Source organism: Blautia sp. An46, from assembly GCF_002161645.1.
GTDB classification, from domain to species: Bacteria; Bacillota; Clostridia; order Lachnospirales; family Lachnospiraceae; genus Blautia; species Blautia ornithocaccae.
This window is the reverse complement of the sequence record NZ_NFIF01000008.1, coordinates 25,310-51,389: the sequence shown is the minus strand read 5'-3', so window position 1 is coordinate 51,389 and position 26,080 is coordinate 25,310. Positions and strand designations below refer to the sequence as shown.

Below are 26,080 nucleotides of genomic sequence, written 5' to 3'. Positions count from 1 at the left end.
AGAAAGGATACAGAACATGCAGGTATTATATAAGAGTACAAGAGGAACAGGAGAGAAGATTACAGCATCTCAGGCAATTCTGAAAGGACTGTCTGATGACGGAGGATTATTTGTACCGGACAATATCCCAAAACTGGATGTTGATCTGGATACTCTCTCAAAGATGGACTATCAGGAGATCGCCTATGAAGTTATGAGCCGTTTTCTGACAGATTTTACAGAGGAAGAGCTGAAATCCTGTATCGAGAATGCTTATGACAGCAAGTTTGATACAGAGGAGATCGTTCCCTTGGTAAAGAAAGGGAACACCTATATCATGGAGCTTTTCCATGGACCAACTATAGCTTTTAAGGATATGGCTCTGTCTATCCTGCCTCACCTGCTGACTACTGCTGCTAAGAAAAACCAGGTGAAGAATGAGATCGTGATCCTCACAGCTACATCAGGAGACACGGGAAAGGCTGCTATGGCAGGTTTTGCAGACGTACCGGGGACAAAGATTATTGTATTCTACCCGAAGAATGGCGTCAGCCCTGTTCAGGAGAAACAGATGGTGACCCAGAAAGGGGAAAATACTTATGTGGTGGGCATTACCGGAAACTTTGATGATGCCCAGTCCGGCGTAAAGAAAATGTTTAATGATAAAGAACTGGCAAAAGAGCTTGACCAGGCCGGGTATCAGTTTTCTTCTGCTAATTCTATCAATATCGGACGTCTGGTTCCTCAGGTGGCTTACTATGTCTATGCCTATGTGAAGCTGATGGAGAGAGGGGAGCTTCAAAAAGGAGAAGAGATCAATGTAGTAGTGCCTACTGGAAATTTTGGAAATATTCTGGCTGCCTATTATGCAAAACAGATGGGAATTCCCTATGGAAAATTTATCTGTGCTTCTAATGAAAACAAAGTATTGTTTGATTTCTTCCGCACAGGCTGTTATGACCGGAACAGAGACTTTATCCTTACCTCCTCACCGTCTATGGATATCCTGATTTCCAGCAATCTGGAACGGCTGATCTACCGGATTGCAGGAGAAGACAGTGAGAAGAACCGGGAGTTGATGAACGAACTGACAGAAAAAGGCGTTTATCAGATTACTCCTCAGATGGAAGAAGGATTAAAGGAATTCTACGGAAACTATGCCACAGAGGAAGAAACTGCAGAGATCATCCGCAGATTTTATCAGGACAATCAGTATGTACTGGATACTCATACAGCTGTAGCAGCAGAGGTTTATGAGAAATATCTGACTGAAACAGGAGATGATAAGCCTGCAGTGATTGCTTCTACGGCAAGTCCGTATAAATTTACCAGAAGTGTTATGACTGCTATTGATAAAAAATATGGAGATATGGATGATTTTGCTCTGGCAGATGAACTGGAAAAGATTTCAGGAGTAAAGATTCCCAGAGCCATAGATGAAATCCGTACAGCGCCGGTGCGCCATAATACAGTGGCGGAAGCAGGAGAAATGCCGGAAGTGGTAAAGAAGATATTGAAGATCCAGTGACGGAAATGTTTGGAAAGAGAGATAGAATATTACCTTTCTCTTTTTAGGGGACAGAGAAAAAACGGAGGCGCACCATGGGAAAAATTGACTTTGATCATGCCAAGCTGGAGTTTGAAAAATATCTTCGGAATTTTGACCTGGAAAATTCCAAAATCCGCTTAAAGCAGGAACATACTTTTGGCGTGGTAAAGGCGGCAGACTATATCTGCAGTAGGGAAGGAATGGGAGAAGAAGACAGAGAACTGGCTCTTCTCATTGCCCTTCTTCATGATATTGGAAGATTTGAACAGCTGAAAGTCTATAATAGTTATGATGACAATCGCTTTGACCATGCCATGTTTGGCGTCCGGCTGCTTTTTGAAGAAGGAGAGATTCGTAAATTTATTTTATCCGGAGATTATGATGATATCATCAGACAGGCCATTGCTTTTCACTCTTTGTATAGTCTTCCAGAAGTTCAGGACCCAAGGACCCTTCTCCACTGTAAGATTATCAGAGATGCAGATAAACTGGATAACTTCCGGGTAAAATCTGTGGACAGTCTGGAGGCTCATTTTGATCTTACCAGGGAAGAAATCCAGAGGGAAGGGGTTTCTGAGAATGTACTTCAGGCAGTGAGAGAGCACAGATGTGTGTATAGAGAAGAAAGAAAAACTCACCTTGATATGTGGATTTCCTATCTGGCTTTTATTTTCGATTTGAATTTTCCTTCCAGTTTCCGTTTCATCCAGGAAAATGATTATATAAATAGGTGTATTGACCGGATGGACTATGAGGGAAAAAATACCAGAGAAGCCATGGAGGAAGTGCGGAAAATCTGCCTGGAATATGTACAGGAAAATAAGATCTGTGTAAAAACAAGGTTAAATTTCCCTGAGACAGATATGCATTTTTGTTGAAATAATCCATATACTAGAGTATAATAAAAATTAGAAAAAGTCCTGGGGTGTTCGACGCTCCCATTATTTTTGAACCTACATTACTTTAAACGGGATTCCTATATTGCCGGTTTCAATGTCAGGCCGTCATTATGCAGCGGAAGACAGCGCGCCGGTTGCGGTTGCCCACCTGGCTTAGGCTAGGAGTCAGAAGATGGGAAACGGCACTTTGGGACTTTTATTTTTGTTCAAGGAGAAATACATATTATGGGGATCGTGAAAAAACCGTTTGGTAAAAGCCCGGACAACCGGGAAGTTTTTTTGTATGAAATTAAAAATGCCAATGGCATGAGTATAGGAGTCAGCGATTTTGGCGCGACGCTGGTAAATATTCTTGTGCCGGACAGAGATGGAAAAATGCTGGATGTAGCATTGGGCTATGACAGCGCAGAGGGATATTATGACAATTCCTGCCATTTCGGGGCGGTGATCGGAAGAAATGGAAATCGTATCGGAGGCGCCAGATTTACCTTAAATGGAAAGGAATACCAGCTGGCAGTCAACGATAATAAAAATAACCTTCACAGCGGACCGGACTGGTATCGTACCCGGATATGGGAGGTGAAGGCAGTAGATGAGGAAAAGAATTCCGTTGTCTTCGCTCTTTCCAGTCCAGATATGGACCAGGGATTTCCAGGCAATTTCCATACAGAGGTTACCTATACATTAACAGATGAGGATGAAGTGCAGATCCATTATGAAGGTGAAGCAGATCAGGATACCATCGTAAACATGACCAATCATTCCTACTTTAACCTGGCGGGACATGAAGCTGGTTCGGAAGCCCTGCTGGACCACAAGGTGCAGATTCTGGCTCCAGAGTACACACCTGTATCTGATTCAGAAGCTATCCCCACAGGAGAGATTGCTCCGGTAGAGGGAACGCCTATGGATTTCCGGGAGCCTAAGAAAATTGGACAAGATTTAGAGGCGGACTTTGAACAGCTGAAATTTGGCGGTGGATATGACCATAACTATGCCTTGACAAGAGAGAAAGGCTCCATGAGAAAAGCTGCCGTTGCGGAGTATGAGAAAAGCGGTATTGTCATGGAAGTATATACAGATCTTCCGGGCATGCAGTTTTATATCGGCAATTTTATTGATAATGAAAAAGGAAAAAATGGATGTGTTTATCAGAAACGGGGCGGATTCTGTATGGAAACACAGTACTATCCTGATGCCTGCAATCAGGCTTCTTTCCAGAGCTCTGTTTTGAAAGCCGGAGAAAAGTATGATACAACAACTGTATATAAGTTTTCTGTAAAAGCTTGATGCAGGAATTTAATTCCCGCGAGCAATGAGCCAATTGGGCTGTTTCGGGATTCCATAGCTTCTATGGGGTTCCGGACAGCTTTTTTCTTTGATGGGAAAGAGCAAAAGTGGGAGTGTTCTCACTTTTGAAAAAATTTCATATATTGGAAGTATGGACTGGAAAGATAAAATGAAATGGAAAATTTTAATCATACTGGCGGCTCTTGTGGGAATCTTGATTGTGTGGTGTGCAGGGAAAGCAGGTGAGGAGAGAGAAACTGCAGAATCTGAGATTTTAAAAGAGTTTGTTCTGAAAGAAAATGAATGGGCCAGTGCGGCTGAAGTGGTTTCTTCCCTGAAGGACAGTATTCAGGAGCTGGCCAATGATACCATTACAGAAGTGGCTGGGGCAGCAGAAACTGCCGGACAGAAAAATGCCGCCATTGAAGAAGAAAGCCAGGAGCTGCCGATTCGAGTGCTGGTCATGGACAATGGCTACAGCAGCTATTATCATGACGGGATTACAATAGAATTTCAGGGGACTTGCCAGGGCAGCGGCGGAGAAACCTATCAGACAGGGGAAACTCTGGAACTTACAGGAGACAGCACCCAGCTGGGAGAGGGGAGCTATACCCTCTCTCCCGGAGAAGATAAGGCCTGCATGAAGGTAACCTCTTTATCCAGAGGCCAGGGGGCTCCTTCTTATCGGGGAAGTCTGACTGTGTATCGGGATGAGAACGGTCTCAGACTGGTGAATACCCTTCCCCTGGAAGAATATCTTTATGGAGTAGTGCCCAGTGAAATGCCCGCCTCTTATCCTGAAGAGGCGCTGAAAGCCCAGGCGGTCTGTGCCAGGACTTATGTCTGTGTCCAGATGATGAACAGCTCCCTGGAAAATCTGGGAGCCCAGGTGGATGACAGTGTTTCTTACCAGGTATATCAGAACAGTGGAGAAGCGGAGGCTGCCAGCCAGGCAGTGAGGGAAACCGCCGGGGAAATTCTTTTAAATAATGGTTCCCCTATTAACGCATACTATTTTTCTACGTCTCATGGAAAGACCAGTACGGATCAGGTCTGGGCAGCCTCTGCCCCTTCTTCATATCTTCAAAGTGTGGAGTGCACCTATGACTCACAGGAACCTTGGTATCAATGGGAAGTGGACCTTTCTCTGGGAAAGATACTGGAAAATGTTCAGGGGATGTTTGAAGGCGTATCCTCTGTATCTGGAGTGGAGACAGGAGAAGAAGAAAATGACAGCGGTGTGTTGAAGCTGGTAATCCATACAGACCAGGGAGATAAGGAAATACATAGTGAATATGATATTCGGACGGCCCTTGCACCAAAAGGACTGTCTATTACCAGACAGGATGGTTCCCAGGTTATGGGAAGTTCTCTCCTTCCCAGCGCATATTTTACTCTCCAGGAGCTCAGAGATGAAAAGGGCGGCCTCACGGGTTATAAAGTCCTGGGAGGAGGATATGGTCATGGCGTTGGCATGAGCCAGAACGGTGCCAAAGGAATGGCGGATGCAGGGAAAAATTATCAGGAAATTCTGACTTATTTTTATAAAGATGTGGAAATTGGGAATATTAATGATATTGTAAAAGCCGGGGATTCGTGAAAAACAAAGGGGATGATGGTGTGGAAAAAATAAAAAAAGCGGTGAAATTTATACAGGGATTTGCAGTGAATTTAAGCGAAAAGCATATGTCGGCATATGCTGCTCAGGCTGCCTATTTTATTATTCTCTCCTTTATCCCTTTTATGCTCCTTCTCATGACTTCCATAAAGTATACGCCTCTGACCAGGGAAGAAGTAATCAATGTGGTAATGCAGGTTTTTCCTGAGAACTTTGAGGGATTTATCCGAGGGATTGTAGGAGAAGTTTATGCCAAATCTCTGGGTGTGGTGCCGATTTCTGCGTTGATTGCTCTCTGGTCTGCAGGAAAAGGAATCCAGGCGCTGACAAATGGATTTAATACTATCTATCAGGTACAGGAGACCCGTAATTTTATTGTTACCAGAATTCGCTCTGTAATTTATACACTGATTTTTGTAATCGCCATTGTCCTTACTTTGATACTTCAGGTATTTGGAAACAGTCTTCAGCGGGAACTGAGTAATAGGTTTCCTTTTCTGGATAGGCTGGTGACCACAATTATCAGTATGAGACTGCTGATTTCCCTTGGCCTCTTGTCCCTTGTGTTTCTGATGCTGTATAAATTCATTCCTAACCGAAAGGCTACATTTCGTAGCCAGCTGCCGGGAGCTGTGCTTTCTGCCGTATGCTGGTCAACCTTTTCTTTTTTCTTTTCTATTTATCTGGACTTTTTCAATAATGCGGCCAATATGTATGGAAGCATGACAACCATTGTATTGATTCTGCTGTGGATGTATTTCTGCATGATATTTGTAATGATCGGAGCCCAGGTAAACTATTATTTTGAAGAGCAGTTCCATTGGATACATCAGAGTGCAATAGAGGCTGTTCGGAAGGAGTACCAGCTTTTGACCAGGGAGGAGGATGAAGAAGAGACGAAGGAAGAGGAACAAGAAGAGAAGAAAGAAAAAAGAAATTCTTGACACAGCCTGTCAAAATGGCTACAATAGGGTACAGACATAAAACAAAGGCTGTGAAGGTGCCAGTAGATATTTATTTTCTGCCAGAGAGGGAGAGTCACCGGCTGAAAGCTTTCCTCAGTTCAGATAAGTATTGAGTTTCACACCGGAGCCGCACTTCTGAAACCCAGTAGGTTGTGCCGTTGCTGTGCGTTAAACAGGAAAGAGTGCCTGCCGTTCACGGCGGGAACAAGGGTGGTACCACGGATATTTTGCTTCGTCCCTTTTGGGGACGGAGCTTTTTTATTCTATAGGAAAGTCCTCCGGACTGTCCTATAGAATAAAAAGCCCTCCGGGCAGGATGCACACGCCGCAATGAGGTATGTTACCGCTTTGCGGTATTGCGGCGGCGCGCAAAGTGTTCAAGTCCCTCAAGATTGAGGGGAGGGGGAGCTGAGGTGGGCTTGCCCACTTTGTTCTACGACTGCGCTATAAAAAAATCCGTAAGTATTCCGCTGCAGCGGAGGGTATCAGTATCAAATTAAGAAAAGGAGATTATCATGGAAGAAAAGTTAAAGCAAATTCAGGAAGAAGCTGCGAGACAGATTCGGGAATCCGGAGCTCTGGATAAACTTAATGAAGTCCGTGTGGCGTTTTTAGGAAAAAAAGGTGAGCTGACAGCGGTTTTAAAAGGCATGAAGGATGTGGCTCCTGAAGACCGTCCAAAGGTAGGCCAGTGGGTCAATGAGGCCAGAGGGAAAATCGAAGCTCTCCTGGAAGAGACAAAGCAGAAGCTGGAGGCAGAAGCTCTGGAGCAGAAGCTGAGAGAAGAGGTTATTGATGTAACCCTTCCTGCAAAGAAAATGGAGGCGGGACACAGACATCCCAATACCATCGCCCTGGAAGAAGTAGAGAGAATCTTTATCGGTATGGGCTATGAGGTAGTGGAAGGCCCGGAAATCGAATATGATGAATACAACTTTGAGAAACTGAATATTCCAGAGGGACATCCTGCAAAGGATGAGCAGGATACCTTCTATATCACAAAGGACATCCTTCTCCGCACTCAGACCTCACCGGTACAGGCCAGAATTATGGAGCAGGGCAAGCTGCCTATCCGTATGATCTCCCCGGGACGTGTGTTCCGTTCAGACGAAGTAGACGCTACCCATTCCCCTTCTTTCCACCAGATCGAAGGACTGGTTATTGATAAAAATATTACCTTTGCTGACTTAAAGGGAACGCTGGAAGAGTTTGCAAAGGAACTTTTCGGACCAGAGACAAAGACAAAATTCCGTCCTCATCATTTCCCGTTTACAGAGCCCAGTGCAGAAGTGGATGTATCCTGCTTTAAGTGTGGAGGCAAAGGCTGCCGTTTCTGTAAAGGCTCCGGCTGGATTGAGATTCTGGGCTGCGGTATGGTACATCCTCATGTACTGGAAATGTGCGGCATTGATCCCAATGAGTACACAGGTTTTGCTTTCGGCGTAGGTCTGGAGCGTATTGCTCTGCTGAAATACGAAATTGACGACATGCGTTTATTATATGAGAATGACACAAGATTCTTACGTCAGTTCTAGGAGGAGAGAAGAGAATGAATACATCTTTATCATGGATTAAAAAATATGTGCCGGACCTGGATGTGACAGCCCAGGAATATACAGATGCCATGACTTTGTCAGGAACAAAGGTGGAAGGTTATGAGAAGTTGGACGCTGACCTGGACAAAATTGTCATTGGTCAGATTGAGAAGATCGAAAAGCACCCAGATGCAGACAAGCTCATTATCTGCCAGGTAAATATTGGAACAGAAACCATTCAGATCGTAACAGGAGCTCCTAATGTAAAAGAGGGAGACAAGGTTCCTGTAGTTTTGGAAGGCGGAAGAGTTGCAGGGGGACACGATGGTAAGAAGACTCCCGGCGGTATCCAGATCAAAGCTGGAAAATTAAGAGGCGTGGAGTCCTATGGAATGATGTGCTCCATTGAAGAGCTTGGCTCTACCAGAGAGTTTTATCCCGAAGCTCCGGAATATGGAATTTATATTTTCCCTGAAGACGCAGTAGTGGGAGAAAGCGCTATCCACGCTCTGGGACTGGACGACGTGATCTTTGAATATGAGATTACTTCCAACAGAGTGGACTGCTACAGTGTTATCGGTATTGCAAGAGAGGCTGCGGCAACTTTTAATAAAAAATTCGTTCCTCCTGTAGTTGAGGTAAAGGGAAACAGCGAAGACGCTCATGACTATGTAAAGGTTACTGTGGAAGATACAGAATTGTGCCCAAGATACTGTGCGAGAGTGGTAAAAAATGTAAAAATCGGACCTTCTCCAAAATGGATGCAGAGATGTCTGGCAGCCAACGGCATCCGCCCCATTAACAACCTGGTAGATATTACCAATTACGTTATGGAAGAGTTTGGACAGCCTATGCATGCCTATGACATGGATACAGTTGCAGGACAGGAAATCGTTGTCCGCCGGGCAAAGGACGGAGAAAAATTTGTGACCCTGGACGGCCAGGAGAGAACTCTGGATGATTCTGTGCTGATGATCTGCGACGGTGAAAAGCCTATCGGTCTGGCAGGTATCATGGGAGGAGAGAACTCTATGATCACAGACCACGTTTCCACTGTACTTTTTGAGGCAGCTAATTTCAACGGAGTAAATATCCGTCTTTCCAGCAAAAAGGTAGGGCTTCGTACAGACGCTTCCGGAAAGTTCGAGAAAGGTCTGGATCCCAATAATGCCCAGGCAGCTATTGACAGAGCCTGCCAGCTGGTGGAAGAATTCGGCTGCGGCGAAGTCGTAGGAGGAATGGTGGATGTATACACCACAAAGAAAGAGCCTGTACGGGTTCCTTTCGAGCCGGAGAAGATCAACAACCTTCTGGGTACAGAACTGTCCAAAGAGGAAATGCTGGAGTATTTTAACAGAGTAGAACTGGCATATGATGAGAAGACTAATGAAATCGTAGCGCCTACTTTCCGCCATGACATTTTCCGTACCGCAGACCTGGCAGAGGAAGTAGCAAGATTCTATGGTTATGATAATATTCCTACCACTCTTCCAAAGGGAGAGGCTACTACGGGAAAACTGCCTTTTGATCTGCGTATCCAGCAGACAGCCAGAGATATGGCAGAGTTCAACGGATTTTCTCAGGGATACTGCTATTCCTTTGAGAGCCCTAAAGTATTTGACAAGCTTCTGCTGCCCGCAGATGATCCTCACAGAAAGGCCATTGTGATCGCAAATCCTCTGGGAGAAGACTTCAGCATTATGCGTACCCTTTCCTTAAACGGTATGCTCACTTCTCTGGGAACTAACTACAAGAGAAGAAATAAGAATGTCCGCCTGTATGAGATGGGAAATATCTATATTCCAAAGGCTCTTCCATTAACAGAGCTGCCTGATGAGAGAATGATCTTTACTCTGGGTATGTACGGGGATGGAGATTTCTATACCATGAAAGGCGTGGTAGAGGAATTCCTGGATAAGATCGGTATGAGCAGCAAGGAAGACTATGACCCCAATGCAGGAAAGACCTTCCTTCATCCGGGACGCCAGGCAAATATTGTCTATGAAGGAACTGTTATCGGTTATATGGGAGAGGTGCATCCTACTGTTGCAGCCTCCTATGGAATTGGCGACAGAGCTTATGTAGCTGTGCTGGATATGCCCTCTATCATGAAGTTTGCTACCTTTGACAGAAAGTATGAAGGAATCGCAAAATTCCCTGCAGTGAGCCGTGATATCAGTATGGTGGTGCCGAAAAATATTCTGGCAGGCCAGATTGAGCATATCATTGCCCAGAGGGGAGGCAAGATCCTGGAGAGCTATGAACTTTTCGATATTTATGAAGGAAGCCAGATCCAGGAGGGCTATAAGTCTATGGCCTACTCTGTAACCTTCAGAGCTAAGGACAGGACTTTGGAAGATGCCGATGTAAATGCAGCTATGAAGAAAATCCTGAATGGTCTGGAAGGACTGGGAATCGAGCTGAGAAAATAAAAACGGACTGAGATGCAGCCGGGCATAAAAGGAGTATGTATAAGTGAAGATTTATATTGTACGACATGGAGAAACCTGCTGGAATGTCCAGAGGCGGCTTCAGGGCGCTTCAGACACAGAACTAAATGAAAAAGGGACAGCCCTGGCTGAGATTACGGGAAAGGCACTGAAAGAGGTGCCTTTTTCCTGCTGTTTCACCAGCCCCTTAAAAAGAGCCAGGGACACGGCAAAGCTGGTGCTGGGAGACCGGGAAATCCCTATTTATGATGACGAAAGGATCCGGGAGATTTCCTTCGGCGTATGGGAGGGGAAGGACTCCGCCCTTCTTCCCCAGGAAATGCTGGACAACTTTTTCCATCACCCGGAAAAGTATATTCCCCCGGAAGGAGGAGAACCCCTGCCTCATATTCTTCAGAGAACAAAGGACTTCTGGAAGGACATTACCTCCCGAAAAGAACTTCAGGACAAGACGGTGCTTATCGCATCCCACGGCTGTGCCATACGGGCCCTTCTCCACAATGTATATAAGGAAGAAGGGCTGGAAAATTACTGGCATGGGAAAGTGCCGCCTAACTGCTGTGTGAACATAGTGGAAGTCCGGGAAGGAAAGGCAGCGCTGCTGGAGGAAGATAAGGTGTATTATCATTGAACTGCTTGACAAATCCTGCCTGATGATATATAACAAGACATTGCAGACCAGAGCAGAAACTGCCAAAACAGGGACTGATGTCCCAGGTTAGAATACAGCGGCAGGAAAACTCTTTTGGTCTCAGAGTATTTGGAAGATAGGAATAGATTATGAAAACATCAGATTTTTATTATGACCTGCCGGAGGAGCTGATCGCCCAGGACCCTCTTGCAGACAGGTCCTCCTCCAGGCTCATGCACCTGGATAAGAAAACAGGAGAAATTACCCATACAGACTTTAAGCATGTGATTGATTACCTGAATCCGGGAGACTGCCTGGTAATCAATGATACAAAGGTAATCCCTGCCCGGCTTTATGGAAGCAAGATCGGCACAGAGGCCGGCATAGAAATCCTGCTTTTAAAGAGAAAGGGAGACAATATCTGGGAGACTCTGGTAAAACCGGGGAAAAAGGCGAAAGTGGGAACCAGGATCAGTTTTGGCGATGGCCTTCTGATCGGAGAGGTTATTGATATCGTAGAGGAAGGAAACCGTTTGATCCGCTTTGAATATGAGGGGATTTTCGAGGAAATCCTGGATAAGCTGGGAGAGATGCCTCTGCCTCCTTATATCACCCATAAGCTTCAGGATAAAAACCGGTATCAGACGGTCTATGCAAAACATGAGGGAAGTGCGGCAGCTCCCACAGCAGGCCTCCATTTTACTCAGGAGCTTCTTCATCAGATAGAGGAAAAGGGTGTGAAGATTGCCCATGTAACCCTTCATGTAGGGCTGGGAACTTTTCGCCCGGTAAAGGTAGACGATGTAGAAAGCCATCATATGCACTCTGAGTTTTATGTGGTGGAAGAAGACCAGGCGAAGCTGATCAATGATACGAAGAAGGCGGGAAAACGGGTTATCTCTGTAGGAACCACAAGCTGCAGGACCCTGGAATCTGCTACAGATGAGAATAGAATCCTTCAGGCTAAGAGCGGCTGGACGGAAATTTTTATTTATCCGGGATATCAGTTTAAGATGATTGATGCTCTGATCACCAATTTCCATCTGCCGGAATCCACCCTTTTGATGCTGGTGTCTGCACTGGCAGGAAAGGAGCATATCCTGGCGGCCTATGAAGAGGCGGTGAAGGAAAGGTATCGGTTCTTTAGCTTTGGAGATGCTATGATTATTGAATAAGAACAGACAGAACCCCGGAAATGCTGATAGAATGGGCATTTCCGGGGTTGCTTTATGCCATAGCGTCTTTTACGCAAGCAGCTGATGTTAATGGCTCCTGACTGCTCTGCGGTAGATAAACACAGAAATCACCCCGGTCACAGCTTCTGCAATCCAGAATGCATTCCAGACTCCTGCAGGACCAAAAGCTCTGCCAAGGAGGAAAGCAGCGGGGATAATGATCACCACATAGCGGAGCAGGGAGATAATAAGAGAAGGGGTTCCCTTTCCCAGGCCTTCCAGGGCGCCGCAGGAGGTGATGGATAAGGTGGAGACCAGGAAACCTCCACTGATGATCCGAAGGGCCAGGCTTCCTGCTTCTATAGTCTGAGGATTTTCTGTAAACAGTCCCATAAGCTGATCAGGGATCAGAAGACAGATGACGGTTCCGATGACCATGATACAGCCGTCAATAGCCAGGGTAGTGAGATAAATTTTATTTACTCTGTGATATTCCTTTGCACCGTAATTATACCCTACCAGAGGCCGGATCCCCTGGATGATGCCGTTGGCAGGAAGATATAAAAAAGTCTGGAGCTTATAGTAAATTCCCAGGATCGTTACATAAATCTGGGAAAAGGAAGCCAGGATCACATTCAGGGAGGCAATCAGCAGGGATGGAAGGGCGATGTTCAGAGAAGCCGGAATGCCAATGGAATATAACCGGGCCGTAAGCTCCTTTTCCCTCACCAGATGCTGAATCCCGATATGGAGAGGAAGGGTCCCTGAAAAATAGACTCCCAGATAGATCACAAGGGATACTACCTGTCCCAGCCCGGTGGCCAGGGCTGCTCCTTCGATTCCCATTTCCGGGCAGGGACCAAGGCCGAAGATCATGATGGGATCCAGGATAATATTAGTGATACATCCAGCCATAAGACTGACCATACTGACGGTCATCTGGCCAGTAGACTGGAAGATTTTTTCAAAAGAAATCCCCAGAGTAATTATGGGAGAAAAGGCAAATACGATCATGGAATAGCGCATGCCCAGCTCAAAGAGAGAAGCCTGGGAAGTAAACATCCGGAGAAAGGCAGGCATTAGGGCAATGGAGCCAACAGCCAGCAGCAATCCATGGAACAGAGCCAGAACAAGTCCCCAGGTAGCCGCCCGGTTGGCCTTTTCTTTTTCCGAAGCGCCCAGATAAAATGCAATGACGGCATTGATCCCTACGCCAAAACCAATGGCGATGGCATTGATAAAGTTCTGGACAGGATAGACCAGGGATAGGGCCGTCATGGCGTCTTCGCTGATCTTTGCCACAAAAAAACTGTCTACAATATTGTACAGAGAATTCACCAGCATAGAGATCATCATAGGAAATCCCATGGATAAGATCAGAGAGAATACTGGTTTTTCCTTCATAAAAGTTTCGTTCATTTTTCTTATCACTCCTTGTGTAATAATATTTACTGCCGCTATGAGCAAAAGAAAAGCCACATAATCACCGACGGCGATTATGTGGCGAAAAATGGGATGCTCCCAGAAAAATCCACATGGAATTTTAGCAGTACCATTATATGCAGAACCTTCCAAGATTGTCAAGATATTATTTAACAAGAAAATACGTTGAACTGCGAAAGGATTCGTTTTATAATCAAAGAGATTGAAAGAACAGAAGAACCAGACAAGGAGTAAGGGTATGAAAGTAGTGATTGCGATTGATTCATTTAAAGGGAGCCTGTCTTCTCTGGAGGCAGGAGAGGCAGCAAAAAGGGGAATATTGAAAAGTAATCCTCAGGCACAGGTAGAGATCAGACCGCTGGCAGATGGAGGCGAAGGAACCGTAGAAGCATTGGTCCAGGGAATGGGAGGACGTACCTGTAAAGTGACAGTTACAGGACCTCTTGGAAATCCGGTAGAGGCAGAATATGGAATTGTAGGAGAGAACACGGCGGTAATCGAAATGTCTGCGGCAGCAGGAATTACTCTGGTTCCGGACCAGATGAGAAATCCTCTCTATACCACTACCTATGGAGTAGGAGAAATGATAAAAGATGCTGTTGAAAAGGGATGCAGAAGATTTCTAGTGGGAATCGGAGGCAGTGCTACCAATGATGGAGGAGTGGGGATGCTCCAGGCTCTGGGTTATGAATTTTTGGATGCTGAAGGGAATGAGGTTCCTCTGGGGGCCAGAGGGCTGGAACAGCTGTCAGCCATCAAAGACGAAAAAGTTCTCCCCCAGTTAAAGGAATGTGAGTTCCGTGTTGCCTGTGATGTGGTAAATCCTCTGTGCGGACCTCAGGGCAGCAGCGCCATCTATGGCCCTCAGAAAGGGGCAGATGCGGAAATGATCGACAAGATGGATAAGTGGCTGGGCGCCTATGCAGAGCTGGCTGGAAAAACCTTTCCTCAGGCAGATCCAGAGAGACCGGGAACCGGAGCTGCAGGCGGCCTGGGCTTTGCTTTTCTTACTTTTACAAACAGTGTTCTGGAATCAGGGATACAGATTATTCTGGAAGAAACCAGACTGGAAGATTATGTGAAAGATGCAGATGTGGTTGTTACCGGAGAAGGACGCCTTGACGGACAGACGGCTATGGGAAAAGCGCCTGTAGGAGTAGCCAGCCTTGCAAAAAAATACGGGAAGACTGTAGTTGCCTTTTCAGGAAGTGTGACCAGAGATGCAGTAAAATGCAATGAAAAAGGAATCGATGCATTTTTCCCTGTTGTCAGGGGAATCTCCACTTTGGAAGAAGCTATGGAGCCGGAGACTGCAGGGCAGAATCTGTCTGATACGGCAGAACAGGTATTCCGTCTTATAAATTTAAAATCTATATAAAGCAAAAAATATACCCTCTCTGAACAAGAGGCCTGTGTGTCCCTGTACAGAGAGGGTAGGATTTTCCCAGCACAAGACAGCTGGAAGGGACAGAAAGATGAAGGACAGAAAAGGAGAAGAGAATGGAAACAGCGAAAAAGCCAGAGGGCTGGAGCCGGAAAATTTATCTGGAACTGACGCCTCCAAGCCAGGAGGATAATGCCTCAGATCAGGAGCGGATTTTGAGGGCTCTGAGAGGAGAATATAGAGAGGTCAGCTGCAGCCTTCTAGTCTTAAAGAAGCTCTATCCTCTCTGCTGCCAGGCTGACTGGAAGATTACACTGCTTCTTGTATGGAACGGGAAAAGCTGGGAACTGGCAGATATAGAACCGGGAGATACTTCAGGTGAACATTATGGGTTCTGCACGGATTTGGGGAGTACGACTTTAGCCGGAGAGCTGGTAGACATGAATACGGGGAAAGTTCTCTGGCAGAAATCTGTGTTTAACCATCAGATTGCCTATGGGGAAGATATTCTTACAAGGATTTTTTACGGAAAGGACAATCCTCAGAAGCTGGAAGAAATCAGGAAAGCCACAGTAGACAGCTTTTTGGAACTATTTGAAAAAATGGAGCAGGATACCGGAATCTCCGGGGAGCAGTGTGCTTCTATGGTCATAGCGGGAAACACTACAATGATGCATTTCCTCTATGGTCTGGACGCTTTCTGCGTATTTTCCGCCCCTTACGCAGTGTGCACCCTGAAACCGGACTGCTATAGAGCCGTGGACCTGGGATTTCCTTTAAAAGGATATGTATACGCTTATCCTGGACAGGCGAACTATCTGGGAGGAGATATTTTAAGCGGTATAGTAGAAACAGAAATATACAAAGGGGAAGAGATTTCGGTTTTTCTGGATATCGGGACTAACGGAGAACTGGTCATTGGAAATAAGGATTTCCTGGTGGCAGGTGCAGGCGCTGCAGGACCGGCTTTGGAAGGCGGTGTAGTAAAAACCGGTATGCGGGCGGAACCAGGAGCCGTGGACCAGGTTCATATAGAAAATGGACAGGTACAGATCCATGTGATCGGTGAAAGGGCGCCGGCAGGAATCTGCGGTTCCGGTATTGTGGATCTGCTGGCTGAGATGTTTCTCAATGGCTGGATCGATGTAAGAGGACGTTATGTGGAGGAAGCTTCTGAAAAAATCCTGGAAGTAGAGGGAGAACTGGCTGCCGAATATGGGCCCGGCCTCTTTTTCTTCCAGAAGGACATAGAAGAGTTTCTGAAGACAAAAGCCGCAGCCGGGACCATGGTGGAATATATGATGGGAGAATTGGGACTGGAAATGAAGGATATTGGGCGTTTTTATGTGGCAGGAGCCTTTGGAACCCATATTTCTAAAGAGGCTGGAATTACTGTAGGGCTTTATCCGGATATTCCCAGAGACAGGCTTCTTCTTCCGGGAAACAGTTCCCTGGCCGGCGCAAGGAAAATGCTTCTCCACAAAGAGATTAAGGAAGAGGTGGAGAAAATCCTGGATAAGATGACCTATATCCAGTTTGGGGCTGTAGACAATTTCCTGCATCTCATGGTGGCGGCAGAGGCCATTCCCCATACAGATATCCACAGATATCCAACGGTGGAAAAACAATTGAAAAAAAGAGGACTGCTGTAGCAGGAAAGAGCCGGAAAATTCCGGGACATCTTCACTGGGGACAGCAGTCCTCTTTCTAATGCTGAAGACTTTGAAGGTCTTCGTAGAATTTCGGGTAAGAGATATTTACACAATCTGCCTGGGTAATTTCTGTCTCTCCTTCTGAAGCCAGCCCTGCTACAGCGAAGGACATGGCAATCCGGTGATCCAGATGACTGTCCAGCTGGGCTCCGTGGAGAAGAGGGCCTCCTTTAATGATCATACCATCTTCTGTAGGCGTTACATCGGCCCCCATAGCCTGTAAATGATGGACCATAATATCCAGGCGGTTAGATTCTTTTACTTTCAGTTCCTGGGCATCTCGGATCACTGTGACGCCTTCTGCAAAAGCAGCCATTACCGCTATGACAGGAAGTTCGTCGATGAGAGTGGGAATCAGCTCTCCCTGTATCACAGTACCTTTCAGGGAGCTGTATTTTACAAGAAGATCTGCCGCCGGTTCCTGACAGTGCTCACGCTGATTTAAAATCTGGATATTGGCGCCCATCTGCCGACATACCCGTAGGATTCCGTCTCTGGTAGGATTGATTCCCACATTCTTGATCAAGATTTCAGAGCCTGGCACCAGAAGACCTGCGGCTATAAAATAGGCAGCGGAAGAAATATCTCCCGGTACCTGGACTTCCTGGCCGGTGAGAGCAGGTTCCGGTTCAATAGTTACAGTTGTATTTTGGCTTGTCACTGTGGCCCCAAAGGAGCGGAGCATTAACTCAGAATGGTTTCTGGAAAGGAATGGCTCTGTAACACTGGTAGGCCTATCGGCGTAAAGACCTGCAAGAAGCACACAGGACTTCACCTGGGCGGAACTTACCGGGGAATTATAATGAATCCCTTTGAGAGGGCTGCCCTGGATCTCCAGGGGTACACAGTCGTTGCCACGGATGCTTTTTATATTTCCGCCCATAGCGGTAAGAGGAGTGATAATTCGTCTCATAGGCCTCTTCTGAATGGATTCGTCCCCGGTCAGAGCACTTTGAAAATTCTGGCCTGCCAGGATACCGCTGAGGAGACGGACAGTTGTGCCGCTGTTGCCTGCGTCCAGAATATCAGAAGGAGCAGTAAGGCCGTGGAGTCCTTTTCCATGGATAAGGATTTCACCCGGTTTTTTCTCGATTTCAATTCCCATTTTCTGAAAACAGTCTATAGTGGAAAGACAGTCCGCGCCTTCCAGAAAATTAGTAATACTGGTGGTACCCTTGGAAAGAGCGCCCAGCATTACACTGCGATGGGAGATGGATTTATCTCCCGGAACCGTCACTTCCCCTTTTAATGGAGCTGATTTGCTGAATTTCATAGATTTTTCTACCTCTCGTAAATAATATAATTTCGCTTTTTAAGCTGCTCTGCAGCAAGCTTCTGGGCTTCCTCTTCATAAAATTCGATTCGGAGAACGCCGTCTTCAAACTCCCGGTTGTGGACAATGCCGATATTTTTAATACTTATATTGTTCATGGAAAGAATCGTGGCAATGGTGGCAATGGCGCCTGTTTCGTCTACCACATCACAGTATAAGGTAAAAGATTTTTTCAGAGGACCGCTGGGAGCGTCACTGAAAGAATTCCGGTATTCCCGTGACTGGGCAAACATTTCATAGAGACCGTTCTCATCTCTCTGGTCTACCAGATACTTGGCCTGGACAATCTGCCGGATATACTCATCCAGGACTCTGGAAATATACTCCGGGTTCTCCAGGCAGATCTGCTGCCACATATGAGGAGAAGAAGAGGCAATCCTGGTAATATCCTTAAATCCTCCGGCGGCAATGGTCTTCATATGCTCCTGAGGAGAATCCAGTTTCTTTACTACGTTTACCAGAGAGGCTGCTACAATATGAGGCAGATGACTGACAGAGGCAGTGATAAAGTCGTGCTCATCCCAGGACAGGATTATAGGCAGGGCTCCGATAGAGGAAACCAGTTCTGTATAAGCACCGATTTTATCAAGTCCCGCTTCCTCCGATGGAGTAAGGATATAATAAGCGTTTTCAATTAAGTGATCGGTAGAATATTCATAACCTGTTTTTTCGCTGCCGGCCATGGGATGACCACCGATAAAATTGCCCGCCATGCCAAGAGCAGTGATCTGACGGTGGATTTCTCCTTTTACACTTCCTACATCTGTGAGGATACAGCCTGGCCGTATGGTTTCTTTCAGCCAGGGGAGACACTCCAGATTATAATCTACTGTGGCGCAGAGAAAGATATAATCGCAGAGAGCAAAACGGGTATCCCGTTCTGTGCAGGGGATATCCACAATGCCGTCAAAGACTGCGTCCTCCAGAACCTCTTTGGTCCTGTTATAGGCCAGGATCTGGTAATCCGGATGAAATTTTCGAATCGCTTTTGCAATGGAGCCTCCGATGAGCCCCAGTCCGATAAAACCTATGGTGGTGGTTTCCATTTAAATGTGTACTCCTTCTGAAACTTAATATTCTGACATGCAGAGAGCTGATAAGCTGATACCTGGGTTCATGTACCAGTTTTGCTGACTACCAATAGTAATAATTTTATGATAGGTGTTGAAAAATGTCAACAGTTTAGTGCTTTAAAGTGAAAAATAAAGAGGATTTACAACAAGTAGGGCAGAATACCCTGTGATTTCAGAAATGGTTTGTAAAAACCTTGTCTAATTTGAATGAAATACTTGAATTGTTGAGAAATTTTTAGTAGAATATACACATATTAAGTTTGGGAGGTATTACATATGGACGTTTTTAGAACCGACAGAATTAGAAATGTGGTCCTGCTCGGCCATGGCGGTGCCGGTAAGACGAGTCTGGTAGAAGCGATGGCTTATTTATCAGGTATTACAAGCCGCTTGGGGAAAGTGACAGATGGAAACACCGTGAGCGACTATGATAAAGAGGAGATAAAGAGAAAGTTTTCAATTTCAACATCTGTTGTACCAATCATATGGGGTAAGGTAAAAATCAATGTATTGGATACGCCAGGCTATTTCGACTTTGTGGGGGAAGTGGAAGAAGCTGTTGCAGCGGCAGATGCAGCTATTATCGTGGTTTCCGGTAAGGATGGCATTCAGGTAGGAACCCAGAAAGCATGGGAGCTTTGCGAGAAATATAAGCTTCCGAGAATGTTCTTTGTTACAGAGATGGATATTGACGATGTCAGCTATCGTCAGGTAGTGGAGGATCTTACAGAGATGTACGGAAAGAAGATCGCTCCTATCCATATGCCCATCCGTGAGGAAGGAAAATTTGTAGGATATGTAAATATCGTAAAACAGGCCGGAAGAAAATATATCGACAGAGGCAAGAAAAAAGAATGCCCGGTGCCGGATTATCTTCAGGAGTATCTGGAAAAATATCACGAAATCCTTATGGAATCTGTGGCAGAGATCAGCGAGGAATTTATGGACCGTTATTTCGCCGGCGAAGAATTCTCAGTAGCTGAGGTTTCCGCAGCACTGAAGATGAATATTTCTGAAGGCAGCATCATTCCTGTATGTATGGGCTCTACTATCAATATTCAGGGCGTGGCAAATCTGCTGGATGATATCTGCGGATACTTCCCAAGTCCGGATCAGAGAACCTGTGCAGGTATGAATTCCAAGACAAATGAAATCTATCAGGCAGATTACGATTTTACAAAAGCAAAATCTGCTTATGTATTTAAGACTATCGTAGACCCATTCCTGGGCAAATATTCTCTGGTCAAGGTATGCTCCGGCGTTATCAAAGGAGATGATACCCTTTACAACACAGGCAAAGAAGCAGAGGAAAAGCTGAATAAGCTTTATGTTCTTGAAGGCTCCAAGCCTCTGGAAGTTCCGGAGCTTCATGCAGGGGATATCGGCGCTATTGCAAAACTGAGTACTGTAGCCACAGGAGACACCCTTGCTACAAAGAATACCCCGCTCCTCTATGGAAAAACTGAGATTTCCACACCTTATACTTATAAGAGATATAAGACCGTGAATAAAGGTGATGAGGATAAGGTATCACAGGCTCTGAGCAGAATGATGCAGGAAGACCTGACTTTGAAAGTTGTAAATGACTCCCTGAACCGTCAGACTTTGCTCTATGGAATTGGTGAGCAGCATCTGGATATCGTTGTTAGTAAATTAAAAGAACGCTATAAAGTAGACATTGTTCTTTCTGAACCTAAGGTTCCATTTAAAGAAACCATCCGGAAGAAAGCAGATGTAGAAGCAAAATATAAGAAACAGTCCGGCGGCCATGGTCAGTATGGACATGTTAAGATGATCTTTGAGCCATCCGGAGATCTGGAAACTCCCTATGTATTTGAACAGACCGTTGTAGGCGGAGCCGTTCCAAAGAACTACTTCCCTGCAGTAGAAAAAGGTGTTCAGGAATCTGTGGTAAAGGGACCTCTGGCTTCTTATCCTGTAGTTGGTATAAAGGCTACACTTTATGATGGATCTTATCATCCGGTAGATTCTTCGGAAATGGCATTTAAGACTGCTGCTATCCAGGCCTTCAAGAAGGGCTTTATGGAAGCTTCACCGGTACTCTTAGAGCCTATCGTTTCCATGAAAGTCAGTGTTCCTGACAAATTTACAGGAGACGTTATGGGTGATCTGAATAAGAGGAGAGGCCGTGTGCTGGGAATGAATCCAGACACAGATCATAAAGGAAACACAGTGATCGAGGCTGATGTTCCGATGCTTTCCATCTATGGATATTCTACAGACCTTCGTTCCATGACAGGCGGCAGCGGAAACTTCTCCTATGAATTTGCCCGTTATGAGCAGGCTCCTTCTGATATTCAGGAAAAAGAAATCGCAGCAAGAGCAAAAGCAGAAGAAGACTAAACTTTACCAAGGTAAATCTCTTTCTTATAAAAGGAAACCGCCCTTATACAGGAAAACTGTACAGGGCGGTTTCTCTTTTTCAAAGCCCCTTTTGCGGGCTTTTTCTTTTCTGTGAGAAATCGGATGACAACCTGCAAAGGGAGTGTTACAATGGAACAACACAGACCAGAACAAACTGTGTAGAAAGGTATGGTAAAGATTTATGAAAAAGAAAATTCTGGCAGGGTTGGTCATCATTTTTCTGGCCTTTATTTATTACTATGTGACTCTTCCTGCTGTGAACATCCACGAAAGCGGATTCTGGGCCTTTCTGGGGGGACTGGTGCTGCTGATCCTTATTATTTACGGCATTCGGAAAAGAATTGCCACCATCCATCAATTGAAGTCCGATAAGGTACTAAAGGGCGGGCTGGTGCTCATATTGGCCATTGCAGTTGTCTATGCAGTTGGAGCCCTTTTGTCTTCTCCAGTTGTCAATGCAGAAAAATATCAGGCTCTGATGGAACCGGAAGAACGGAACTTTGCAGAAGATATCAAAGAAATCAGCTATGACCAGATTCCCCTTTTGGATAAAGAGTCGGCAGAACTGCTGGGAAACAGAAAGATGGGAAGTATGGTGGATATGGTGTCCCAGTTTGAGGTGAGCAGTCTCTATTCCCAGATCAATTATAAGGAGCAGCCCTATCGGGTAAGCCCCCTGGTCTATGCCAGTCCTATTAAATGGCTGACCAATCAGAAGGAGGGGATTCCTGCCTATGTGCGTATTGATATGGCGACACAGAATACAGAGCTGGTAAAGTTAGATGAAGGGATCAAGTATTCGGAATCAGAATACTTCAACAGAAATATTTACCGGCATTTGAGATTTAAATATCCTACCTATATGTTTGACCAGATAAGTTTTGAGATTGATGATGACGGAACTCCTTATTGGATCTGTCCGGTAAAGAAGTTTAACATCGGTCTTTTTGGAGGCCAGACCATAGGCAGAGTGGTACTATGCAATGCCCAGACAGGAGAATGCCAGGACCTGAAGATCGAAGACTGTCCCAAATGGGTAGACCGGGCATATCCGGCAGATCTTCTGGTGGAACTGTATAATTATCATGGCATGCTGCAGAATGGATTCTTTAACAGTGTGCTGGGACAGAAGGGATGCCTTCAGACTACAGAAGGATATAATTATCTGGCCCTTGATGATGATGTGTGGGTTTACACAGGGGTGACCTCTGTGAGCGGAGATAAATCCAATGTGGGATTTGTCCTTATGAACCAGAGGACTATGGAGACCAGATACTATGCCTGTGAAGGCGCTCAGGAGCGGTCCGCCATGGACTCTGCAGAAGGACAGGTGCAGAACCTGAAGTATACAGCGGCATTTCCCCTTCTTCTGAACATCTCTGACCAGCCCACTTATTTCATGGCTTTAAAGGACGGAGCCGGTCTGGTGAAGAAATATGCCATGGTCAATGTTCAGAAATATCAGAATGTAGCCATCGGAGATACGGTTCAGGAATGCGAGGAGAATTATGTGGAACTGCTGAAAAGCAGCGGTATTGAAGTCAGCGGAGCTTCAGACAGTGACCTCAGTGCAGAGGGCGTCATATACCGCATGGCCCAGGCTGTGCTGGATGGAAACTCTCATTTCTACATTACACTGGAAGGACAGGAGCTGATTTTTGATATTCCGGTAACAGAGTTCCCGGAAATCGTAGGCTATGATACCGGAGACCAGATTTCTCTCAGGTATGAGGAAGAAGAATCCATCTGTACTGTTACCCAGCTTGAAGGCCGGGAAGCGGAAACTAAGCAGGTACAGACAGAGGAAGAGACTTCCGGGGAAGAAGAGGGATGATTTTCCTTTTTCGAACGGGAAGAAATCTCGTTCAGGGGTTGACAAATGGAAAATCCCTGAGTAAAATGTGTAATAGTTTTATAAACTAAAAACTGTGAAGAGGATTATTAAGAAACCCTGCGTGTCAAGAGAGCTGCCGTCTGGTGCAAGGCAGTCACGTAAGCTTCCCAACTGGCCTCGGAGTTCCCAAATCGAACTTTCCCCATTGGCGGATCAGTAGATGCGGGCGGGATTTCCCGTTACAGAAAAAATGAGTGCACAGAATAATTTAAACCTGTGAATTAGAGTGGTACCACGGAATTTAAGCCCTTTCGTCTCTAGCTGGAGAAGAGAGGGCTTTTTGTATTGCCGATACGATCAGAAACCGGCAGAAAGAATAAGGAGGAAAAGAAAATGGCAGTACCATATAATCATAAGGCCATTGAAGCAAAATGGCGTAAGATCTGGGATGAAAAACCAGTGAACGTAGATGACGGCAAAAAGCCAAAATATTATTGCCTGGATATGTTTCCATATCCATCAGGAAACGGACTTCACGTAGGACACTGGAGAGGTTATGTAATCTCTGACGTCTGGAGCCGTTACAAATTAATGCATGGATATTATCTGATCCATCCTATGGGCTGGGATGCTTTTGGTCTTCCGGCAGAAAACTATGCCATTAAGATGGGCGTACATCCTGCAAAATCTACTGCAGAAAATGTGAAAAATATCAAGAAACAGATTCAGGATATCGCTGCAATCTATGATTGGGACAGAGAGGTAAATACTACAGATCCTAATTTCTACAAATGGACTCAGTGGATCTTTGTAAAAATGTTTAAAGAAGGCCTGGCCTATGAGAAGGAATTCCCCATTAACTGGTGTCCTTCCTGTAAGACTGGTCTGGCAAATGAAGAGGTAGTAAACGGTAAATGTGAGCGCTGCGGTGCAGAAGTAACCAAGAAAAACCTTCGTCAGTGGATGCTCCGCATTACCAAATATGCAGACCGTCTTTTAAATGACCTGGACAAACTGGACTGGCCGGAAAAGGTTAAGAAGATGCAGACCGACTGGATCGGAAAATCCTACGGCGCAGAGGTGGATTTCCCGGTAGAAGGCAGAGATGAGAAAATCACTGTGTATACTACAAGACCGGATACTCTCCATGGAGCAACCTTCATGGTTCTGGCTCCTGAGCATGCTCTGGCAAAGAGCCTGGCTACAGAGGAGACAAGGGAAGCTGTAGAAAAATACATCTATGATGCTTCTATGAAATCTAATGTAGACCGTCTTCAGGATAAAGAAAAGACCGGCGTATTCACAGGAACCTACGCCATCAATCCACTTAATGGAAAGAAAGTGCCTATCTGGCTTTCTGATTACGTACTGGCTGATTATGGTACAGGAGCTATCATGTGTGTACCGGCTCATGATGACCGTGACTTTGAATTTGCAACAAAATTCAATATTCCGATCATCCAGGTAATCGCTAAGGACGGAAAAGAAATCGAAAATATGACAGAGGCTTATACAGAAGCTTCCGGAACTATGATCAACTCCGGAGACTGGAACGGCATGGAATCTGCAGTTCTGAAGAAAGAAGCTCCTGAAATGATCGAGAAGATGGGAATCGGAAGAAAGACAGTAAATTATAAGCTTCGTGACTGGGTATTCTCCCGTCAGCGTTACTGGGGCGAGCCTATTCCCATCATCCACTGTCCAAAATGCGGAAACGTACCGGTTCCGGAAGACCAGCTTCCTCTGACTCTTCCAGAAGTAGAATCCTATGAGCCTACCGGCACAGGAGAATCTCCTCTGGCTGCTATTGATGAGTGGGTAAACACCACTTGCCCATGCTGTGGTTCTCCAGCCAAGAGAGAGACCAATACCATGCCTCAGTGGGCAGGTTCTTCCTGGTATTTCCTCCGCTATGTGGATAACAAAAACGACAAAGAACTGGTATCCAGAGAAAAAGCAGACAAATACCTTCCAGTAGATATGTATATCGGCGGTGTAGAGCATGCAGTTCTTCATCTGCTGTATTCCCGTTTCTATACCAAGTTCCTCTATGATATCGGCGTGATCGATTTTGACGAACCATTCCAGAAGCTGTTTAACCAGGGTATGATCACCGGCAAGAACGGTATTAAGATGAGTAAGTCAAAAGGCAATGTGGTTTCTCCAGATGATCTGGTAAGAGACTATGGCTGTGACTCTCTGCGACTTTACGAACTTTTCGTAGGTCCGCCGGAACTGGATGCAGAATGGGATGATAGAGGAATCGACGGCGTTTACCGTTTCCTGAACCGTTTCTGGAAACTGGCCATGGACAGCAAAGATGCAAATGTAGCTGAGACAAAAGAAATGGTGAAGCTTCGCCATAAACTGGTTTATGACGTTACGCAGCGTCTGGAAAGCTTCAGCCTGAACACAGTTATCTCCGGTTTCATGGAGTACAATAACAAGCTCATTGATATGGCGAAGAAAACAGGAGGAATCGACAGAAAGACTATCGAAACCTTTATCCAGCTCTTGGCTCCATTTGCTCCTCATGTGGCAGAAGAGCTGTGGCAGGAATACGGCCATGAGGATTCTGTATTCCATACCCAGTGGCCGGAAGCTGATGAGGAAGCTATGAAAGATGACGAGATCGAGATTCCTGTACAGATCAACGGAAAGACAAGAGCCGTTATCAGCATCAGTGCAGAAGCTTCCAAAGAAGAGGCTATTGCCGCAGGAAAAGAAGCGATTGCCGATAAGCTGACAGGAAACGTGATAAAAGAAATCTATGTTCCTAAGAAGATTATTAACATAGTAATGAAATAAGAAACAGAAAGCCGGGA

Annotated in this window: 17 protein-coding genes, 1 other RNA gene and 2 other annotated features; of the genes, 15 read left to right on the top strand and 3 right to left on the bottom strand. The window is 45.6% G+C overall.

From position 1 onward, the window contains the following. Positions 1–16: 16 nt before the first annotated feature. From thrC to queA, 10 genes are all read left to right on the top strand, one after another. On the top strand, positions 17–1,507 hold the full coding sequence (thrC, locus tag B5G00_RS08020; protein ID WP_087271163.1) for a threonine synthase: 1,491 nt from the start codon (positions 17–19) through the stop codon (positions 1,505–1,507). A gap of 74 nt (positions 1,508–1,581) precedes the next feature. Continuing rightward, positions 1,582–2,406 carry an HD domain-containing protein gene (locus tag B5G00_RS08015; protein WP_087271159.1) on the top strand — a complete coding sequence of 275 codons (825 nt, stop codon included), beginning with the start codon at positions 1,582–1,584 and terminating at the stop codon, positions 2,404–2,406. A 36-nt stretch (positions 2,407–2,442) separates the two neighbouring features. Continuing rightward, a non-coding RNA gene (gene ssrS / locus B5G00_RS08010) (6S RNA) lies at positions 2,443–2,625 on the top strand. A 27-nt stretch (positions 2,626–2,652) separates the two neighbouring features. Then, the gene (locus B5G00_RS08005) at positions 2,653–3,717 is read left to right on the top strand and encodes an aldose epimerase family protein (RefSeq protein ID WP_087271156.1); all 1,065 of its coding nucleotides are present in this window, start codon (positions 2,653–2,655) and stop codon (positions 3,715–3,717) included. 169 nt (positions 3,718–3,886) lie between these two features. After that, positions 3,887–5,317, top strand: coding sequence for a SpoIID/LytB domain-containing protein (locus B5G00_RS08000; RefSeq protein WP_242971321.1), 1,431 nt, complete (start codon positions 3,887–3,889; stop codon positions 5,315–5,317). A 20-nt stretch (positions 5,318–5,337) separates the two neighbouring features. Next, positions 5,338–6,279, top strand: coding sequence for a YihY/virulence factor BrkB family protein (locus B5G00_RS07995; protein WP_242971320.1), 942 nt, complete (start codon positions 5,338–5,340; stop codon positions 6,277–6,279). A 41-nt stretch (positions 6,280–6,320) separates the two neighbouring features. Further along, positions 6,321–6,543: a binding site (T-box leader), on the top strand. A 272-nt stretch (positions 6,544–6,815) separates the two neighbouring features. Further along, positions 6,816–7,835, top strand: coding sequence for a phenylalanine--tRNA ligase subunit alpha (gene pheS / locus B5G00_RS07990; protein ID WP_087271149.1), 1,020 nt, complete (start codon positions 6,816–6,818; stop codon positions 7,833–7,835). A 14-nt stretch (positions 7,836–7,849) separates the two neighbouring features. Further along, positions 7,850–10,267: a phenylalanine--tRNA ligase subunit beta gene (gene pheT / locus B5G00_RS07985; RefSeq protein WP_087271146.1), complete on the top strand. Its 2,418-nt coding sequence runs from the start codon at positions 7,850–7,852 to the stop codon at positions 10,265–10,267. A gap of 43 nt (positions 10,268–10,310) precedes the next feature. After that, complete coding sequence (locus tag B5G00_RS07980; RefSeq protein ID WP_087271142.1) at positions 10,311–10,916, top strand: histidine phosphatase family protein; 606 nt, start codon at positions 10,311–10,313, stop codon at positions 10,914–10,916. 149 nt (positions 10,917–11,065) lie between these two features. Further along, positions 11,066–12,091, top strand: coding sequence for a tRNA preQ1(34) S-adenosylmethionine ribosyltransferase-isomerase QueA (queA, locus tag B5G00_RS07975; RefSeq protein WP_087271139.1), 1,026 nt, complete (start codon positions 11,066–11,068; stop codon positions 12,089–12,091). A gap of 87 nt (positions 12,092–12,178) precedes the next feature. Here queA and B5G00_RS07970 read toward each other — a convergent pair whose 3' ends face one another. Then, positions 12,179–13,510, bottom strand: a complete 1,332-nt coding sequence (locus B5G00_RS07970; RefSeq protein WP_087271136.1) for an MATE family efflux transporter — start codon at positions 13,508–13,510, stop codon at positions 12,179–12,181. Positions 13,511–13,772: 262 nt separating this feature from the next. Between B5G00_RS07970 and B5G00_RS07965 the strand changes: the two genes are divergently transcribed. Further along, positions 13,773–14,912: a glycerate kinase family protein gene (locus B5G00_RS07965; RefSeq protein WP_087271132.1), complete on the top strand. Its 1,140-nt coding sequence runs from the start codon at positions 13,773–13,775 to the stop codon at positions 14,910–14,912. A gap of 122 nt (positions 14,913–15,034) precedes the next feature. Beyond that, positions 15,035–16,570 carry an ASKHA domain-containing protein gene (locus tag B5G00_RS07960; protein ID WP_087271129.1) on the top strand — a complete coding sequence of 512 codons (1,536 nt, stop codon included), beginning with the start codon at positions 15,035–15,037 and terminating at the stop codon, positions 16,568–16,570. A gap of 55 nt (positions 16,571–16,625) precedes the next feature. Here B5G00_RS07960 and aroA read toward each other — a convergent pair whose 3' ends face one another. Together aroA and B5G00_RS07950 are read right to left on the bottom strand one after the other, a co-directional pair. Continuing rightward, positions 16,626–17,903, bottom strand: coding sequence for a 3-phosphoshikimate 1-carboxyvinyltransferase (gene aroA, locus B5G00_RS07955; protein ID WP_087271126.1), 1,278 nt, complete (start codon positions 17,901–17,903; stop codon positions 16,626–16,628). 8 nt (positions 17,904–17,911) lie between these two features. Then, positions 17,912–19,009, bottom strand: coding sequence for a prephenate dehydrogenase (locus B5G00_RS07950; protein WP_087271123.1), 1,098 nt, complete (start codon positions 19,007–19,009; stop codon positions 17,912–17,914). A 303-nt stretch (positions 19,010–19,312) separates the two neighbouring features. Here B5G00_RS07950 and B5G00_RS07945 point away from each other — a divergent pair, with 303 nt between their 5' ends. The 3 genes from B5G00_RS07945 to leuS all read left to right on the top strand — a co-directional run bounded on the left by B5G00_RS07945 (position 19,313) and on the right by leuS (position 26,063). Continuing rightward, on the top strand, positions 19,313–21,400 hold the full coding sequence (locus B5G00_RS07945) for an elongation factor G (protein ID WP_087271120.1): 2,088 nt from the start codon (positions 19,313–19,315) through the stop codon (positions 21,398–21,400). A gap of 202 nt (positions 21,401–21,602) precedes the next feature. Further along, on the top strand, positions 21,603–23,255 hold the full coding sequence (locus B5G00_RS07940) for a hypothetical protein (RefSeq protein ID WP_087271118.1): 1,653 nt from the start codon (positions 21,603–21,605) through the stop codon (positions 23,253–23,255). Between the two features lie 85 nt (positions 23,256–23,340). Beyond that, positions 23,341–23,577, top strand: a binding site (T-box leader). Between the two features lie 71 nt (positions 23,578–23,648). Then, entirely contained in the window at positions 23,649–26,063 is a 2,415-nt protein-coding gene (leuS, locus tag B5G00_RS07935; protein ID WP_087271115.1) for a leucine--tRNA ligase, read from the top strand. Positions 26,064–26,080 lie beyond the last annotated feature (17 nt).

Excerpts from the sequence above, each read along its gene's own strand:
- pheS (WP_087271149.1), top strand. The coding sequence starts at position 6,816 with ATGGAAGAAAAGTTAAAGCAAATTCAGGAAGAAGCTGCGAGACAGATT.
- B5G00_RS07940 (WP_087271118.1), top strand. The coding sequence starts at position 21,603 with ATGAAAAAGAAAATTCTGGCAGGGTTGGTCATCATTTTTCTGGCCTTT.
- pheT (WP_087271146.1), top strand. The coding sequence starts at position 7,850 with ATGAATACATCTTTATCATGGATTAAAAAATATGTGCCGGACCTGGAT.
- B5G00_RS07970 (WP_087271136.1), bottom strand. The coding sequence starts at position 13,510 with ATGAACGAAACTTTTATGAAGGAAAAACCAGTATTCTCTCTGATCTTA.
- leuS (WP_087271115.1), top strand. The coding sequence starts at position 23,649 with ATGGCAGTACCATATAATCATAAGGCCATTGAAGCAAAATGGCGTAAG.
- B5G00_RS07950 (WP_087271123.1), bottom strand. The coding sequence starts at position 19,009 with ATGGAAACCACCACCATAGGTTTTATCGGACTGGGGCTCATCGGAGGC.
- B5G00_RS07965 (WP_087271132.1), top strand. The coding sequence starts at position 13,773 with ATGAAAGTAGTGATTGCGATTGATTCATTTAAAGGGAGCCTGTCTTCT.
- B5G00_RS08015 (WP_087271159.1), top strand. The coding sequence starts at position 1,582 with ATGGGAAAAATTGACTTTGATCATGCCAAGCTGGAGTTTGAAAAATAT.
- aroA (WP_087271126.1), bottom strand. The coding sequence starts at position 17,903 with ATGAAATTCAGCAAATCAGCTCCATTAAAAGGGGAAGTGACGGTTCCG.
- B5G00_RS07945 (WP_087271120.1), top strand. The coding sequence starts at position 19,313 with ATGGACGTTTTTAGAACCGACAGAATTAGAAATGTGGTCCTGCTCGGC.
- thrC (WP_087271163.1), top strand. The coding sequence starts at position 17 with ATGCAGGTATTATATAAGAGTACAAGAGGAACAGGAGAGAAGATTACA.
- B5G00_RS07960 (WP_087271129.1), top strand. The coding sequence starts at position 15,035 with ATGGAAACAGCGAAAAAGCCAGAGGGCTGGAGCCGGAAAATTTATCTG.
- B5G00_RS08000 (WP_242971321.1), top strand. The coding sequence starts at position 3,887 with ATGAAATGGAAAATTTTAATCATACTGGCGGCTCTTGTGGGAATCTTG.
- queA (WP_087271139.1), top strand. The coding sequence starts at position 11,066 with ATGAAAACATCAGATTTTTATTATGACCTGCCGGAGGAGCTGATCGCC.
- B5G00_RS08005 (WP_087271156.1), top strand. The coding sequence starts at position 2,653 with ATGGGGATCGTGAAAAAACCGTTTGGTAAAAGCCCGGACAACCGGGAA.